Genomic DNA, 16122 nt, shown 5'->3' with positions numbered 1-16122 from the left:
GTATCACAGCTCTATACTGAGTACAAGAGATCACAGTGAACATGTGGTTTTTCATTTTGAAGGGAGCAATTATACGATGGATTATGAAATTTTTAATTTGGGTGATGTACTCTTACAATCAGGAGTGACGTTACCAAACGCTTATCTCGCTTATCAAACTTACGGAAAATTAAATGAACAGAAAGACAATGTCATTGTCTATCCAACGGCTTTTGGAGATCAGCATATTCAGAATGAATGGCTCATTGGCAGCGGGATGGCACTGGATCCAGAGAAATATTTTATTATCGTTCCGAATTTGATGGGCAATGGACTCTCTTCCTCTCCCAGTAACACGCCTCCTCCATTCGATCGGGCTAACTTTCCACAGGTAACCATCTATGATAACGTACGATTCCAGCACCAACTGCTGACCGAAAAATTCGGTATTCAAAAGATTGCTCTCGTCGTCGGGTGGTCAATGGGCGGCATTCAGGCATTTCAATGGGGGGCAAGTTACCCGGAGATGGTTGAACGAATTGCACCTTTCGGAGGCATCGCCAAACCTTGGCCTCACACATTTGTGGTCCTGGAAGGCGTGAAAGCTTCACTGCTATCTGCAGTCGGCTTCGACTCAAGTAAATTAAACCATCTAAGTTCTACAGACATGCGTGCCGTTGGTCGGGTGTATGCGGGATGGGGACTATCACATGCATTTTATAGAGAAGAGCTTTACCGTGAGATGGGATTTGACACATTGGAGGATTTTGTAGCTGGTGTTTGGGAAAATAGCTTTATGAATATGGATCCGCATAATGTTCTGGCCATGTTATGGACAGGACAACATGCAGATATCAGTGCAAACCCCTCCTATAACGGAGACTTTGATAAAGCACTTCAGAGCATAAAAGCTTATGCCTGTATCATGCCGGGAAGCACGGATCTCTTCTGCACAGCGGCCGATAACGAATACGAAGCTAAGCGTATACCTAATGCTGTCTTGAAACCAATCCAATCGATCTGGGGCCATTTTGCCGGTCGTGGAATCAACAGTGCCGATAATCAATTTATTGATGACAATCTAAAACACTTGTTGTCACTTAGCATTAATGAATAGATCGTCACTTGCGTTGGGAACTCAGTGAAGAGAAGCATTGATCTTTCGGAGGGAGAGCTCCCCCAAGCAGTGGTGTTGTTGAGTGATGATGTAGAAATTAAGGAACCAGCAATAATGAAGTTGAGGATCTTATTCCGATGTTTCTTTGCATCCTCTGCCAGTCTCATTTCTATGTCTTTCATCTTTAATTCCACCGGATAACTCACTCTGGTTGCCATTACAAACACACCTCCAAGATGATCTTGAAGGTGTGTTTGATTAATACATATTCCTAAGGATTATAACTGCAATTAAGTAAGTACAGTCATCGCCTCTCTTGTGAATGGAACCAGATCATCAGTACGTCCTTCTTGAATTTTCTTAACCCATTCAGGGTCGACTAGAAGAGCACGGCCTACAGCAACCAGATCAAACTCATCATTCTGAAGTCGTTGTACCAATCCCTCGATACCGGCGTTACTTGCGCCTTTACCTTCTGTGAACAGACTTGTAAAGTCACCATCAAGACCAATCGATCCAACAGTGATTGTCGGTTTACCAGTCAGTTTTTTGGTCCATCCAGCAAAATTCAGATCAGACCCTTCGAATTCCGGCTCCCAGAAACGACGTGTGGAACAGTGGAAGATATCGACTCCAGCTTGAACCAACGGTGCGAGAAGCTGCTCCAGTAATTCAGGTGTTTCAGCCAATTTAGCCTGATAATCATCTGTCTTCCACTGAGATAAACGCAGTACAATCGGGAATTCCGATCCCACTACTTTACGGCAAGCCTCAATCACTTCAACTGCAAAACGTGTGCGAGCCATCATATCTCCACCGTAACGATCCGTACGAGAGTTGGTTTTCTCATACAGGAATTGGTCGATCAGATAGCCGTGTGCTCCATGGATTTCAACACCATCGAACCCAACGCGTTTCGCTTCTGAGGCTGCTTGTGCGAATTCCTGAACGATTGTAGCAATCTCAGCTTCCGAATAATCATTAACATGACCTTTGGCTCCCATATGCCAGATCTGTGGAATAATTCGACCGCCAGCTTCATGTACTTCAGATACAACATGTGCCCAACCATTCATTGCAGCTTCACCATAAAAGTGCGGCACATTGGCTTGATTGGATGCATCAGGATGATTAATTATTGTCCCTTCCGTCACTATAAGCCCCACTGCGTTCTCTGCTCTGCGGCGGTAATAGCCCGCAACATTCGAACCCGGGATACCGTCCGGAGAAAATTGACGCGTCATCGGCGCCATCACGATCCGATTGGATAACTTCAAGTGACCTAACTCTATAGGTTGGAACAATGCTTCTACGGATTGAGAATAATTCATAATAACCTCCACATATTTCGTTTTATATAAATTGACCTAGGAGATGTTAAACAGCAACCAGCCTGGTTAACAGCTAGACGTTATTTCCAAATGAATCAATACACGATTTTATCGAAAAGCCCCACCTCCTTCAAGGTTTCGTGGTGTATTAATCCGCCTTCAATTATTTTTGACTTCGTAGTCAAGAATTTCACAAAAAAAAGATCAAGACATGATCATGCCAAATGAAGTACGCAGAACCGTCTCGATCTGTTCACGGGATGAACCTGATTTCTCCATAACTCTCACACCAAGAATGGTGTTATTTAGATAAGAAGCAAGCTCTATACTCGTATATCGGTTGGAAATTAACTGTTGTTTCTGGCCACTACTTATGATCTTCTCTAATACCAGTTGAATCTCTTCTGCCATGAGCTCAGCTTCGCGTGTGACCTGCTCGTCATCTGTTCCGAATTCGAGTGATGCATTCACAATTAGACACCCTTGGCAGCTAGTTTCATCGTCTAAAAGGGAATATCGTAAGGTATCCAGTTTATCAACGGGAGACGAATCCAGGGCTTCAATCTCTTTCAGTTTCGCTATAACCTGTTCACGGTAAATTGCCAGCGCCTTCAGGAACAACGATCGCTTGTCTTTAAAAACACAGTACAAACTTTGCTTTTTGACTCCTGTAGTACGCGTAAGGTCCTCATAAGAAGTTGCTTTGAAGCCTTGATTCCAGAACACTTCCATAGACTGGTGTAATACACGATCGACATCAAATTCTCTTGGTCTGCTCATGGGATTAATGTATCAGTTATTGACCACGCAGTCAAGAATTGATCATTTTACATCCTAATCTCTACGGTAATTTCCTGCAGGTCCATTGAATGCGGTCTAACTCTTCCGGTAAGCAACCTTGTGAAAAGCATTAATATAACGAAACAGTGCTTCACCATCATCAGGCACATGCGTACTTGTATCCAGTGGCAGCATCATTGCCTGATATGGCTCTGGTACCATTCTATATTGATGGACATAGGAGGTTAGGATGAACCCGTTGCGTTGCCAGAACTGAATGCGTTTCTGATGAGCCTCCGTTGTCCCGAACTCCGCCTCGATAATCATACCTTTGATCCGGTGTTCCCTTAACGCCCAGGCTCTGAGCTGCTCCAGCATCCAGGTCCCTATGCCCCACCCACGCATCTTCTGTTCAACCGCGAGGTAATCGATGATCAAGATGCGGTCCGCAACCTTCCCCTCCAGTCCAGTAACAGCCATCGCAACCACTTCTCCATGATGCACGCCTGTGTGTAAATAACCAATCTTCCGGTCCAGCATACTGCGCAGAATCGCTTTTGTCTTAGCGCCGCTTTGAAAAGCCTCATGATAGATTCGCTCCATCCGCGCCCAGAATGCTTCATCCCACTCCTCTATAGTCGTAAACTCTAATTCCAGCATCTCATTCGCCTCCAGCTTTAATTCAGATTTATCGTGATTCAAGACATGTAAGAGATATTCCTTCCGGTTTAATGGATTATGATCGTATCTTGTGCATGAAGGCACTTCACCATCGAAGGGCTGATAGCCATAAAATTCGGACGGGTTCGACCTCTTTTTTCTGCGATCGTACTTCCTTTGACGAATTCTGCGATTCTGAAGACTGTAGCATGTCTTTAATCTTAAAAGTTTATATTTTTATCGTTCGCATACCTGGCGTATATTCACAAAATTCATCTATCCTGCCCGTTAGCGTAATAAGCATTAACTTTTAATATCTTCTTTAGCCTTTTGTTTATATCGAATTATGGAAAGAGGTAAATTAACTACTCCAAGAATAAAAGAAGAGCCAATAGATATCCATTGAGATATTGAAGGATAATTCGGTTTTCCGTCTCCTACAGGTCCTATTTTGGGTTGGTGGCTATCCCACAAAACATATAAGAGACCAACAGCAGGTAACAATATGCAAATTACACTTACAACTATATGTAACACATACTTGTTCAATCCTACCCCTCCATTTATTGTATTCATGTCTTGAACTCTGTTTATATTATAACGTTATCTAAAACGGGAAATTACACTAACCTACTCCTTAGTTTAACAAAAATTTTTCTCCTTTAAGATATTTCCTAAAATAGTTTTCAATAACTGATGGAAAATTTGCCGCTAAGGATTGTTGTTCATATCGACCAAATAAAAAATTCTTCTAATAACTCGACATAATTCTCTTCCAGTTGATTTACTTTGCTATACGATGAAATAAATACTTTCCTATTATCAGATGAAAGATGCAAATTTGAGAATTGTTAGTTGTGGTGTAACAAGGCTTGGAGGTTAGTACTCGCCTCAATCGGAACATAAATGTATGCGGAAACCGTCGATAAGCTTGACTTCATTCGCTGTGAACTTAATCCCATCACATCAAGCTTTGGTGCAGTTGGACCTACTATCATTGGGTTAATGAGTTATGAATTATAAAACAAAGAAAGCAGCTGATCACTTGGGTCAGCTGCTTTCTTATTGTTATAGAAGGTTTTATACATCGTTAAGAGGCATGTAACAAACGAAGATGATACAAGTGTTTATTTATTGCAAAGATTTTTTCGTTTGTTTTCTTTTAGATAGAGAGTTATCAAGCAACGTTGTTACGATGCCAATCACAAGGGCAAGCGCACCGATCCATGGGATGTAGTTCAACAAACTGTGGTTGACAGCAATACCCCCGATACCAGCTCCGGCAGCCATTCCAACTTGTCCAATCGCGCTATGCAAACTAAGTACAATGCCTGAAGCAGCGGGAGCGAGACTTATAAGCTGAAATTGGATCGGCGTACCTGAGGACCAGGCTGCTATTGCCCAGAAAATAAGTAATATATATAGAAGAAATATGGATTGGCCTATAAACGGGAACAACAGTAATGCAGTGGCGTGGAGTATCATTCCACCAGCTAGGGTACGGAATGTACCCCATTTATCTGTACTGAGTCCTCCTATTTTGGAACCAATAGCACTAGCGATACCAAATATAAACAGGGCTACCGTTACACCTTGATCACTCATGCTAAATATATCAAGGAGATACGGTGAAATGTACGTAAATAAAATGGAATATGAGCCTAACCACACGAACGTAATCAGTAACGCTGCTGCGATACGCGGTTGCATGATGAATTTAAACTGATCACGCAAAGGAACAACTTCTTCAGCAACTACTTTGGGTATGATCAGCAGCGCTAGGAATAAGAGAATAAGTCCTATTACTCCAAGACCAATAAATATGATGTTCCAATCATAATGGGAAGCTACAACCCTGCCTATGGGTACACCGATAACTAATGCCGTACTATTTCCCATAATAACAGTAGCAATTGAACTGCCTTGCTTTCCTGGAGCAGCCAAAACCGCAGCAAGAGTAAGGAGCGTAACCTGAATAACACCGGCACTAAGTGCTGAAATAATTCTAGCTACGATAAGCATCTCATATCCTGTTATCGTTGCAATTAAAATGTTAATAACAGAGAATACAGTTAATGCATAAACTAAGAGTTTTTTTCGATCTAATTTAGATGTGAAAGCAATTAAAAAAGGAGTACCTACGCCAAATGCTATAGAGAACACTGTAATTAGCTGTCCAGCAGAAGAAACTGAAATGTTGCTAGATTCAGCAATTTTGTCTAGGATCCCGGCAATAACATATTCTGATGCGCCATTAAGAAAACTAATTACAGCTAATAAATATATTTTCCACATATTTTTCAACAATTGCACCTTCTTATTTCTGTATTTCTAGAAAAATAGATTAATTAACTATTCACTAAAATAAATATTCTACATTCACTCATCTGGGACAAAACCATTTTCTATATATGCCCCTTCTATTGAATTAGTAGCTAAAGACCTTCCCACATTAAAACAGCCGCTAATTGAATGGTTAGACTCATTTGTGTGTTCCACCTTTCAGTGTTAACTCCATAAGAGATTTCTCCATATTCAGAGTAATCCTACCTATCCGTCTGTAATAAATTTTGTTTTGCAAAACTTATGTTACTTTTATTATTCAAATAAATATATACATTTTGGCATTTTAGTTTGAATTAACATGAGATCACATTTGTTACTCAAAAGTAACGCAGTGTTTTTTAATATTATGTAGAAAGAACAATTTTTTTGGTTTTACTATGCAGCACCATGACAAAAACGGCAGCGTTCCAGAAATAACTTGGAATCACTGCCGCTATTAATAACACCAAATTAGGCTTTGACTGTGTACATCAATTCTTTTTTATTAATTGTGGTACGCCCAGCCGATTGGACATCGGTATATTGAACCATGTTCGTAATAATGACCGGGGTAATCATATTGTAACCCGCTTTTTCGATCTCTTCACGGTCAAATTCCATCAATAGATCGCCTACGGATACTTTAGCTCCTGTCTGTACCTTTGGTGAGAAATATTGGCCTTTCAGCTTTACAGTATCAATACCGATGTGAATCAGCATCTCTGCGCCAAGATCACTTACGAGACCAATAGCATGTCCACTCTTGGACACAGATATTACTGTGCCGTTAACCGGAGATACTGCACGTCCTTCAGCAGGTTGAATGGCAAATCCTTTACCCATCATTTCTTCTGAAAAAGCAGGATCTGGCACTAGGCTAAGTGGCTTAACTTCCCCATTCATGGGGCTGAATATTTGTTGATCCTGTAATGTAGTGTCTTCAGTTACTACAGGTGTAGTTGTGGATATTGCTGATGGTGCAGCTGCCTCTTCCTGGAAGCCCAGAAAATAAGTAATTACGCTAGCTACAACGAATGCAATTAAAGCAGCAATCAGTGCAAAGAGCAGGTTGCTAATGTCTGGACCGACATATGAGGCAGCTCCCGGAAGACCTACAGTGCTAATGAAATAGGCTTTAACAGAAAAGGTTCCCAGAAACGCCCCAGCGACTGCGCCCCCAATGAGCGCTGCAATAAATGGTTTTTTTAATTTCATGTTAATTCCGTACATGGCAGGCTCCGTAATTCCCATAAGAGCGGTCAGTCCTGTAGAATATGAAAGTGATTTGGTTTGGGTGTTTTTAGACTTGAAGCCCACACCAAATGCAGCACCACCCTGGGCCATATTAGCTGCGAACATTAACGGAACGATAAAATCGTAACCAAGTGTTGCAATCGAACCAACTGCAAGCGGCAACAGTGCATAATGCATGCCTGTAATAATCAGCACAGACATTGTGCCACCAATCAAGATACTTGCCAAAATGGATACGTTATCAAATAACCATCTGATACCCCCAGATAAACCGTTTCCAATAATGCCACCCAGTGGCCCGATCGCGATCAAGGTTAGTGGTACCATGATGAGTAACGTAACAGTTGGTACAACAATCAGTTTCAGTGAAGAATGAGTGATGCGGTCAATCGCTCTCTCCACGTAAGCAGCGATCCAGATTGCAATGACGATGGGAATAACCGATGATGCATAGGATGTGGCAATAACCGTAATGCCTGCAAACGAAGTATTACCCTCTTGAAGCAACGCTGTAATGGTTGGATGCATGAGACCAGCCGCTAGTGCAGCACCTACATAAACATTGCTCCCCATTTTCTTCGCAGCACTAATGGCCAGAATAATGGGCAGGAAGTAGAATGCGCCATCGCCAACCGCAGACAAAATGATATAGGTTGAACTTGTATTCGTCATCCAACCAAGAGCCACCAGAATGGACACGATCCCTTTGATCATACCTGCGCCAGCAATTGCTGGCAGGATTGGCGTGAACATGCCCGAGATGAAATCAAATAATGAGCTGATCGGATTTCTTTGTTTCTTTCCACCTTTTGGAGCACTCTCTCCGTTAGGCTTCATGCTCATATTGTTCACTAGTGCTTTGTACACTTCGGAAACTTCATTGCCAATAATCACCTGAAACTGTCCACCGTTTTCCGTTACACCCATAACGCCAGGTGTGTTTTTTAACGTCGTTCTGTCTGCTAGATTGTTATCGTTTAGATTGAATCTGAGTCGAGTCATACAGTGCGTAACTTGATCGATATTCTCTTCCCCACCAACCAGTTTGAGAATATCTTTGGACAATTGTTGTTTATCCATGATGTAAGGCTCCTTCGACGTATATTAAGGTAGTAAAGCTAAAATTTTGAGGATGGCAAAACAAACTCATTATGTTTTCATATGACAGCTATTGTGACATTCTTAAGCAGACTAAGGAAGCTCAACAAGCTTGAAACTGGAACTAGTTAAGGGTAGGTTGGTTTATTCGTTGCCACCTTCGTTCTCTGACCATGGACGCGTTAGCCAGTTATAATGGAAGTGCGAAACATATGTTATAACGTCATGTTACTCAGAACAGAGAAGAAAATATATATTGTTTAAGTGTTTAGTTTCCTTTGACACGAAATGATTTTTGTAACAAAAATGTAACGTGTTGTTTTTTGAATACAGGTAATGTATACTGCCTAAGCAGGTTACCTATTATTTTTATTATGGTCTAAGGGAGTGCATATCCATGTTCACCAGTGAACAAATCTCATCCTATAATGAATTGGAATTATCTTTATATAACTATATTTCTCAGAACATGGAAAAAGTGGCGTACATGCGGATTAGAGAGCTGGCCGATGAAACTCATGTATCTACAGCCACCATTATGCGATTTTGCAGAAAGAATCAATGTGAGGGATTTTCGGAATTTAAAGTAAAACTTAAGATGCTCATTTCCCAAAAGGGTAAACTAACGAAGCAGGAGTTAAAAAGTCCACATCATGCTGTGTATGAGTTTTTTGAACGTTCTCAATCTCCTGAATTGGAGGAAAAAATTCAAACGGCAGCAAAATTAATTGCTAAAGCCAGTAGCGTCATTTTTATTGGTATCGGGAGCTCCGGAATAATGGGTGAGTATGGAGCCCGATTTTTCTCAAATCTAGGGATATGCTCCGTGTACATAAAAGATCCTCATTATCCTGTTCATATCAAAATGCAAAAAGACAGCGTTACGATTGCATTATCTACGCGAGGTGAAAACCCATATGTTCTACCTTATCTCCAACGGATCAAGCAGGAGCAAAATAAAATTGTGGCGATAACAAACAATCGCCAATCCACCATGGCTAAAATATCAGATGTGAATATCCCTTATTATGTAAAAGAAGAGTATTATGAATCCACTAACATCACCACTCAGGTTCCAGTTGCGTTCCTTTTAGAATGGCTGGGACGAGAGGTTTTCAAAGAAATGGTAAATACAGAATTAGAGCTATGAGAGAGAACCCGATCTTTTTATAAACACGCACCAGAAAGAGAGCCCTCTAGGCTCTCTTTTCAGTCTTAATGACTCTCTATGGGATGACTACGTTAGACGCTTTCCATTACTTTTTTTCCTCGTGTTGCTGCAATTTGCGTCATAATCATTAGAATGATGATCACAATCATTCCAATCATAGCAGGTGTGAAACTATTGGAAGCATCATGAATCCAACCTAGCAATATTGGACCCATCGCTCCAATAACATACCCGGCAGATTGCTGCATCGCTGACCAGGAAGTTGCATCGTTCACATTGGTTGTAGAATCAATCGGTAACATCAGGTTTAAAGTGAACAAGCCCCCTGCTCCAACCCCAAAGAGTACAACGGAAACCATCGGTATGAAATTCATCATCAATAAAATCAAACCAACAATCATGAACAGAGATTCACCAACCATCCATACTCTTCTTGAGGGAAAGTTCTTCAATAATACAGGAAGTATAAAGCTAATCGGGATTTGGATTACAACAAATATGGTCAGACAAAGCGTTGCATAGGATTTGCTATACCCCATTTCCTGAATCATTAACGGGAGCCACGCTGTAAAAGAATAAAACAACATAGCCATTAATCCAAATGAAAGCGTAAGCGTCCATGCGCTTCTATTTCCCCAAGGAAGTTTAATTTGCGGACGTTCTTTTATTTCACTCACATGAACAGATTCAGACCGCGGCTTCACCATGATCCACCAAACGATCGCTGCCACAAAGGCAATTAATGCCCACCCTCCTACCGCTGTCTGCCAAGAATTGAAGTATGCCTCTAAGGGAATGGATACCATTGAACTAACTGCAGCCCCTACAGTGATCGCAATACTATAGAGTGCAATCATGGATGGCACATGATCGGGAAAATACTTTTTAATAAAACCTGAAGTTAACGGGCCAATCGAAGCGATCCCGATACCTACGATCAATGCAGATAAAAGTAAAACGAACGTAGACTGTGTAAATAGCCGAGTGCCTATTCCGATTCCCACCACAATCAGGGAATATCCAATAATTCGTTCTATTCCCCATTTCCCACTTGCTTTGACGGCAAAAGGTGAAAATACGCCCATACACAGTACAGGTATAGAAGTTAGCAAACTGGCTAGTGCAGCGCTCATCCCCAGATCTTCCCGAATCGTATCTAGCAGCGGAGATATAGAATTAATAGCTGGGCGCAAATTCAATGTAGCAACAAATAATGCAATTATTAAAAACATTTTTTTTCTCATATTTTGCTCCCTAATCGTTCAAATATCAATATTAAATTAAGAAAGAGCCGCTGACTGGCGGCCCTTTCTTAATTTATTCTGTAGGCCTGTACGCTAATCTGTAATATACGTATTCCAACATCAGCACCTGTTGCTATTCACGAAACAAGCTGCTCCCGTTGCTCTGAATGATATCTTTATACCAGTGGAAGGATTTCTTACGATAGCGTTCCAATGTTCCTGAACCATCATCATGACGATCCACATAGATGAATCCGTACCGTTTTTTCATCTCTGCAGTTGTTGCACTAACCAAGTCAATACAACCCCATGATGCATATCCCATCAATTCAACACCATCTTGAATGGCTTCAGCAACTTGAAGCAAGTGCTCCTTCAAATATTTAATGCGATAATCATCAATAACGGTTTTATTACCATTTCCGTCCGTAATCAGTTCATCTACGGCTCCTAATCCATTTTCAACGATGAATAATGGCTTCTGATAACGATCATACATCGCATTCATGATGTACCTTAAGCCTTGAGGGTCGATCTGCCAGCCCCAATCACTCGCGGTCAAGAGTGGATTAGGAACACCACCAATCAGGTTTCCTTCTCCTTTAATTTGCTTGGCTGGATCAGCCGTTTCGCAACTACTTTGGTAGTAGCTAAAGGAAATAAAGTCAACGGTATTTTTCAGAATTTCTTCATCGCCAGGTTCAAAATGAATGGTAATTCCGTTATCTTTCAAATAACGTTTCATGTAGCCTGGGTAGTAACCACGCACATGGACATCCGTGAAACCTGTATTCTTATGATCAGCTTCCATCACTTTGATCATATCATTAGGGTCAGGAGTCAATGGGTAAATCGGCATAGCAATGACCATACAACCAATTTTGAAATCAGGGTTAATTTCATGCCCTATTTTAACCGCCAGAGCACTTGCAACAAACTCGTGGTGAACCGCTTGGTACAGATCCTGTTTGCTAAGTTGATCCGCATGCGTGTTAATCCCGCCGCCCACAAACGGGTGTTCCAGAATAGAATTAATCTCGTTAAATGTAAGCCAATACTTCACTTTGTCTTTATATCTGTCGAAAATGGCTCGCACATACCGTTCATAGAAACCGATCATTTTTCGATTCGCCCAGCCATCATATTCCCTAACGAGATGTAGAGGAGTCTCATAATGAGAGATCGTAACTAGAGGTTCAATTCCGTATTTCCGGCACTCGTCAAAAAGGTTGTCGTAAAATTGGAGGCCTTTTTCGTTTGGCTCAAGTTCATCCCCTTTGGGGAAGATTCTGGACCAGGCGATAGACGTGCGGAAAACTTTGAAACCCATTTCGGCAAGGAGTTTAATGTCCTCCTTGTATCGATGATAGAAGTCAATTGCGATTAACTTCATATTCTCCTCTGTTGGTTCTGTTGTTGGAGGTGTCTGAATGCCGTGCGGCATGATATCCGAAATGGATAGTCCTTTCCCGTCCTCTAGATATGCACCCTCAATTTGGTTCGCAGAGACGGAACCGCCCCACAAAAAACCATTAGGAAATTGAAATGTTTGACTCATTTAGTAAGCCCACCTTTCTTTTAAACCTTCAGCTGATCTGGATAAAAACGAATCCCGCTTTATCGGTTTTTTTATCATGTATTTGTTTGCACAACTTATGTTACATAGATTAATTCATAAAATATATGTTATTTCGTATTTAGTTCAAGGTATCACAGATTCACATTTGTAACATAAAAGTAACACAGTGTTTCAAAGGGTTGCTGCATGCTAGCTCGAGGGTAACTTTACTTTTAATAAGCGGAATGGCTCCGGTCAAACAGGGTGCAGCCTCCTCACTTGCGAGCACCGTCACCTCGTTATTCAATTGTACGTCCTCATTCAAACATGAAAGAAACCCAAGGTCTATGAATCACCTGGGTTTCTCGACTATTAGTTGTGGTGGTTGTACTCACCCCTACACACAGCTTTTAAGTTGTTTTATTAGCTCATCGCAGGCTGAAGAGTTTCCAGCAGTTTCTTAATCTCTTCATCATAGTCCAGTTGGAATAATGGAAATACCTCATCTAATTTTTGCTGGTACAATTCCGGATCCTGGATACGAAGCGCTGCTCTTAATTCCATTTCTTCTTCTGAACCATTGTCGTTCAAAATCATGTCCAGGACATCCGCTTTGAAATATTCACTTGGAGGAAGGATCAAAGCATTCATCAGGAATTGCATAAAAAAGAGATGGTTATCTTTTTCCTGATCCGCTTCTTTCATCGCTTTCTTCGTAAATAAGTTGATATATTTCTGAGCAAAATCCACTCCTTTCAGTTCATAAGGCCCACCATGTTCTACCCCTCTCCAACGCAGGTCAGCCACGGAACTAAGCCACCAAGCCGGATCGATGGCCTGCTGCATACGCAGCAATACGTTCCGTTCAAACTGCGGATCGGGATGCAAGCGCTGTGCTTCCAAACATTTTCCTATAGTCTCAGCTTCGATCGCAGCAACGGTGATACCTTGTCCATGAATAGGATCAAAGCTACAAAATGCATCACCAAGGACGAGTAAACCAGAGGGCCAATCTTCCATGAGTTCAAAATGCTGGCGAACAGACTCGGAAATACGGTACCCCCTAGGCCCTTGCAATGGCTCTAACTGCTCCATCAACTCCACAATTTTATCTGAAGCAAACAAATGTTTGAGTTGTTCTTGAAACTCCTCTGGCTGAGTTGAAGGATACTCCTCCCCTCCAGCATTGAAAAGAATGAGTCCAGCGATATCATCTTCAATGCGCGTAAATATGCCTGCACGAATACCTTGCTCAGGATCTGAATCAGACATCACGAATTCATTTGGAATAGAGGATTTTATTTTGTAATAACGAGTGCTATAACCAAGAGATACCTTTAGCACTTCTGGTTCTGGCACATTCAACCTTATTTTATCAAGCCACCTAATCAATTTGGAAGAACGTCCTGAGGCATCAATAACCATATCCGCTGGAAGTTGGTCTTCCCTTTTTTCACCGCTTCTTTCTCTGGTATAAATGCCTGTAACAGCATGCTGGTCTTCAGATACGATGAGTCCGGTAACTTCCATACTTGTTAAAAAGCTTATATGAGGGATATTTTGGATTCGCTTGCGCAGCACCCATTCCAGCAAAGCTCTGCTGCACGATGCAATTTTGAATGAAGAAGGATCCTCCTTGTTAACTAATGTACCGTATCGATTAGTAACTATAAGCTTCTCATCATGTGAAGAGATGGCCCCCAATTCTATCAATTCGTCATTGTAACCTGGGAAATAATGTTCCATAATCAGCGCGCCGCGTGGTTGTACACGGTGTGGATGAAAAGATTGAGGTACCCCCTGCCGGTTATTTGGCTCCGAAGGGAATTCATCCCTCTCAATCACACATACTTCCTCATAATAATCGGCTAACATTCTTGCAGTAATTAATCCAGCAATCCCTGCTCCGATCACCACAGCTTTTTTCATGTCAGACACCGAAGATTCATCCTTTCTAAGAAATTAGATTTTATTCTACACTTGTAGATCAATCAAAATATTACTTATAATACCAATATATAATTAAAATTTCTTTTATAGTAAGAATCAATATAGCGTTGGTATATAGTTAAACTACGATATGGAAGTGGTGTAGATGAAAATCATTGAAAAAAAACTTGATTTAAGAGTTGCCCGGACTCATAAATTGTTAATTACGGCCTTTAAAGATCTGTTATCTGAGCAAGGCAAACTATTCAGCAATATCACGATTAATGAGATATGTGACAAAGCGATGGTTCACCGTACAACGTTTTACAAACATTTTGAGGATAAATTTGCGCTGTTGTCCGCTACCCTCACGTGGGTTCTCCAGGATTATTTACAAATGAGTATAGAAGATCGGCTTCGGCAGCCCTTGCAAAGCCTATCTAGATTCATGTTGGAGAATTTACTGGAGCCGATTGTTCAAAACCAGAAGAATGACAAGGGATTTACTGACTTTTTCAAAAACTATATCGGAAATATATCCAGAAGAGATTTTCTGGAATTAAAAAGAAGAGGTAAACCATTTTCACCTCCCATAGAACTCTTAGCCGAATATCATTCAGGGGTCATTAGTTTACTTGTGACGTGGTGGATATATCATCTTGAAGAAGATGTTACGGCAGAACAGATGGATGAGTATTACTATCAAATGGTTAACGAGAAAATCATGTTAGATTAGCATGAAGCTCACTCTACGCGACGTACCTAGCCAAGTTATCCAGCCTGACCTATTTTCACCACCAGAATAAGAAGGTATCTTATTGTTGAGATAAAATAAAAACCGATGGGCATTTTACTTATGTAAAGTCCCATCGGTTTCTTTAGTTTTAGGATAGTTCGGTTGAAGGCCACAGATGCTGTGAATCTAAAATATAAGTCGATAAAATTATGTCTACTGATCAAAAAAATGGGTTACTATGTAGCAAACTAGCAATGGTTGCTTACCAGAGGCCTATGAAGTAACAACCACCTATATTCATCTTACGAGTTATATTCATTGTAAGCATCTTCAGTCGTCTGCACGTTCTTCAGATACACGATCTGCCCTGACTCGTTCACACGCATAATATCTATACCCGCCTTCGCATACACCGTGCCATCTACTGCTTGCCCGCATACTGCCCAGTTAGTTCGATAACTGCCGTCGGGCTGAAGAACCCATGCATCCGACATATGTTTAATGTCTTTATTGTATTCATAAAAAGTCTTAATAACCACCTCGAATCCTGTACGACTGCTACCGTTTGAAACAATTTCAGCATTCTGCGTGAACAGGGATAACAAGTCCTTCATAGCCCGATCGTCAGTGCGAGATGCATCAAACAAGCGATAATAATTATTTAACATCGTGATGTTTGCATCGGTGTTCAGAGAGTTGGTAGTATTGCCAGCGGTAAGGCCATAAATTTATCCTTTTCAAATTGAAAATTCAGATCTGTTAATACTTGTTGATTACCAAAACTCTTCTTAAACTCTGAAGTACCAATTTCATTTCATTCGGGGTCATTGAACAGTGCATACGGTGGGCGTGACTAGGCGGAAAGTTGTGACTGTGAATGTCTTCTCTTCAGTGAAGAAATCTCGTTTGGTAGTGAAATGTAAAAACTTCATAAATTCCT

The 16122-nt window shown here is 41.1% G+C and carries 13 protein-coding genes; 3 read left to right on the top strand and 10 right to left on the bottom strand.

All coding sequences use genetic code 11. From position 1 onward, the window contains the following. The first annotated feature begins 76 nt into the window (after window positions 1-76). Window positions 77-1096, top strand: a complete 1020-nt coding sequence (locus MHH25_RS16430) for an alpha/beta fold hydrolase (RefSeq protein ID WP_340017542.1) — start codon at window positions 77-79, stop codon at window positions 1094-1096. 290 nt (window positions 1097-1386) lie between these two features. On the opposite strand, the gene MHH25_RS16425 is transcribed toward MHH25_RS16430, so the two are convergent. From MHH25_RS16425 to MHH25_RS16400, 6 genes are all read right to left on the bottom strand, one after another. Then, window positions 1387-2427 carry an NADH:flavin oxidoreductase gene (locus MHH25_RS16425; RefSeq protein WP_307412365.1) on the bottom strand — a complete coding sequence of 347 codons (1041 nt, stop codon included), beginning with the start codon at window positions 2425-2427 and terminating at the stop codon, window positions 1387-1389. A 204-nt stretch (window positions 2428-2631) separates the two neighbouring features. Beyond that, window positions 2632-3207 (bottom strand): TetR/AcrR family transcriptional regulator, encoded by a 576-nt coding sequence (locus MHH25_RS16420; protein WP_036673614.1) that lies wholly within the window; start codon window positions 3205-3207, stop codon window positions 2632-2634. A gap of 96 nt (window positions 3208-3303) precedes the next feature. Continuing rightward, window positions 3304-3867: a GNAT family N-acetyltransferase gene (locus tag MHH25_RS16415; RefSeq protein ID WP_340017541.1), complete on the bottom strand. Its 564-nt coding sequence runs from the start codon at window positions 3865-3867 to the stop codon at window positions 3304-3306. Window positions 3868-4170: 303 nt separating this feature from the next. Continuing rightward, complete coding sequence (locus tag MHH25_RS16410) at window positions 4171-4416, bottom strand: hypothetical protein (protein WP_340017540.1); 246 nt, start codon at window positions 4414-4416, stop codon at window positions 4171-4173. Between the two features lie 582 nt (window positions 4417-4998). Beyond that, window positions 4999-6162, bottom strand: a complete 1164-nt coding sequence (locus MHH25_RS16405; protein ID WP_338708964.1) for an MFS transporter — start codon at window positions 6160-6162, stop codon at window positions 4999-5001. Between the two features lie 501 nt (window positions 6163-6663). Further along, window positions 6664-8526: a beta-glucoside-specific PTS transporter subunit IIABC gene (locus MHH25_RS16400; protein WP_340017539.1), complete on the bottom strand. Its 1863-nt coding sequence runs from the start codon at window positions 8524-8526 to the stop codon at window positions 6664-6666. A 415-nt stretch (window positions 8527-8941) separates the two neighbouring features. Here MHH25_RS16400 and MHH25_RS16395 point away from each other — a divergent pair, with 415 nt between their 5' ends. Beyond that, window positions 8942-9694, top strand: a complete 753-nt coding sequence (locus MHH25_RS16395; RefSeq protein ID WP_076250570.1) for a MurR/RpiR family transcriptional regulator — start codon at window positions 8942-8944, stop codon at window positions 9692-9694. A gap of 92 nt (window positions 9695-9786) precedes the next feature. Here the strand turns inward: MHH25_RS16395 and MHH25_RS16390 are convergent, their stop codons facing one another. The 3 genes from MHH25_RS16390 to MHH25_RS16380 form a co-directional block, all read right to left on the bottom strand. Beyond that, a complete protein-coding gene (locus MHH25_RS16390) occupies window positions 9787-10959 on the bottom strand; it encodes an MFS transporter (protein ID WP_340017538.1) in 1173 nt (390 codons plus the stop codon). A 133-nt stretch (window positions 10960-11092) separates the two neighbouring features. Next, window positions 11093-12517, bottom strand: coding sequence for a 6-phospho-beta-glucosidase (gene ascB, locus MHH25_RS16385; RefSeq protein ID WP_036673607.1), 1425 nt, complete (start codon window positions 12515-12517; stop codon window positions 11093-11095). A gap of 423 nt (window positions 12518-12940) precedes the next feature. Continuing rightward, entirely contained in the window at window positions 12941-14446 is a 1506-nt protein-coding gene (locus MHH25_RS16380) for an FAD-dependent monooxygenase (protein WP_340017537.1), read from the bottom strand. Window positions 14447-14612: 166 nt separating this feature from the next. On the opposite strand from MHH25_RS16380, the gene MHH25_RS16375 reads away from it, so the two are divergent. Next, on the top strand, window positions 14613-15182 hold the full coding sequence (locus MHH25_RS16375) for a TetR/AcrR family transcriptional regulator (RefSeq protein ID WP_340017536.1): 570 nt from the start codon (window positions 14613-14615) through the stop codon (window positions 15180-15182). 302 nt (window positions 15183-15484) lie between these two features. Here the strand turns inward: MHH25_RS16375 and MHH25_RS16370 are convergent, their stop codons facing one another. Then, window positions 15485-15850 carry a nuclear transport factor 2 family protein gene (locus MHH25_RS16370; RefSeq protein ID WP_340017535.1) on the bottom strand — a complete coding sequence of 122 codons (366 nt, stop codon included), beginning with the start codon at window positions 15848-15850 and terminating at the stop codon, window positions 15485-15487. Window positions 15851-16122 lie beyond the last annotated feature (272 nt).

The sequence above is a fragment of the Paenibacillus sp. FSL H3-0457 genome, assembly GCF_037981725.1.
Taxonomy (GTDB): Bacteria; Bacillota; Bacilli; order Paenibacillales; family Paenibacillaceae; genus Paenibacillus; species Paenibacillus amylolyticus.
This window is presented reverse-complemented; position numbering and strand designations above follow the sequence as displayed.

What these genes read in the sequence shown, in the direction of transcription:
- MHH25_RS16375 (WP_340017536.1), top strand. Translation starts at nt 14,613, where the DNA reads ATGAAAATCATTGAAAAAAAACTTGATTTAAGAGTTGCCCGGACTCAT.
- MHH25_RS16430 (WP_340017542.1), top strand. Translation starts at nt 77, where the DNA reads ATGGATTATGAAATTTTTAATTTGGGTGATGTACTCTTACAATCAGGA.
- MHH25_RS16415 (WP_340017541.1), bottom strand. Translation starts at nt 3,867, where the DNA reads ATGCTGGAATTAGAGTTTACGACTATAGAGGAGTGGGATGAAGCATTC.
- ascB (WP_036673607.1), bottom strand. Translation starts at nt 12,517, where the DNA reads ATGAGTCAAACATTTCAATTTCCTAATGGTTTTTTGTGGGGCGGTTCC.
- MHH25_RS16425 (WP_307412365.1), bottom strand. Translation starts at nt 2,427, where the DNA reads ATGAATTATTCTCAATCCGTAGAAGCATTGTTCCAACCTATAGAGTTA.
- MHH25_RS16400 (WP_340017539.1), bottom strand. Translation starts at nt 8,526, where the DNA reads ATGGATAAACAACAATTGTCCAAAGATATTCTCAAACTGGTTGGTGGG.
- MHH25_RS16380 (WP_340017537.1), bottom strand. Translation starts at nt 14,446, where the DNA reads ATGAAAAAAGCTGTGGTGATCGGAGCAGGGATTGCTGGATTAATTACT.
- MHH25_RS16390 (WP_340017538.1), bottom strand. Translation starts at nt 10,959, where the DNA reads ATGAGAAAAAAAATGTTTTTAATAATTGCATTATTTGTTGCTACATTG.
- MHH25_RS16420 (WP_036673614.1), bottom strand. Translation starts at nt 3,207, where the DNA reads ATGAGCAGACCAAGAGAATTTGATGTCGATCGTGTATTACACCAGTCT.
- MHH25_RS16405 (WP_338708964.1), bottom strand. Translation starts at nt 6,162, where the DNA reads ATGTGGAAAATATATTTATTAGCTGTAATTAGTTTTCTTAATGGCGCA.
- MHH25_RS16370 (WP_340017535.1), bottom strand. Translation starts at nt 15,850, where the DNA reads ATGTTAAATAATTATTATCGCTTGTTTGATGCATCTCGCACTGACGAT.
- MHH25_RS16395 (WP_076250570.1), top strand. Translation starts at nt 8,942, where the DNA reads ATGTTCACCAGTGAACAAATCTCATCCTATAATGAATTGGAATTATCT.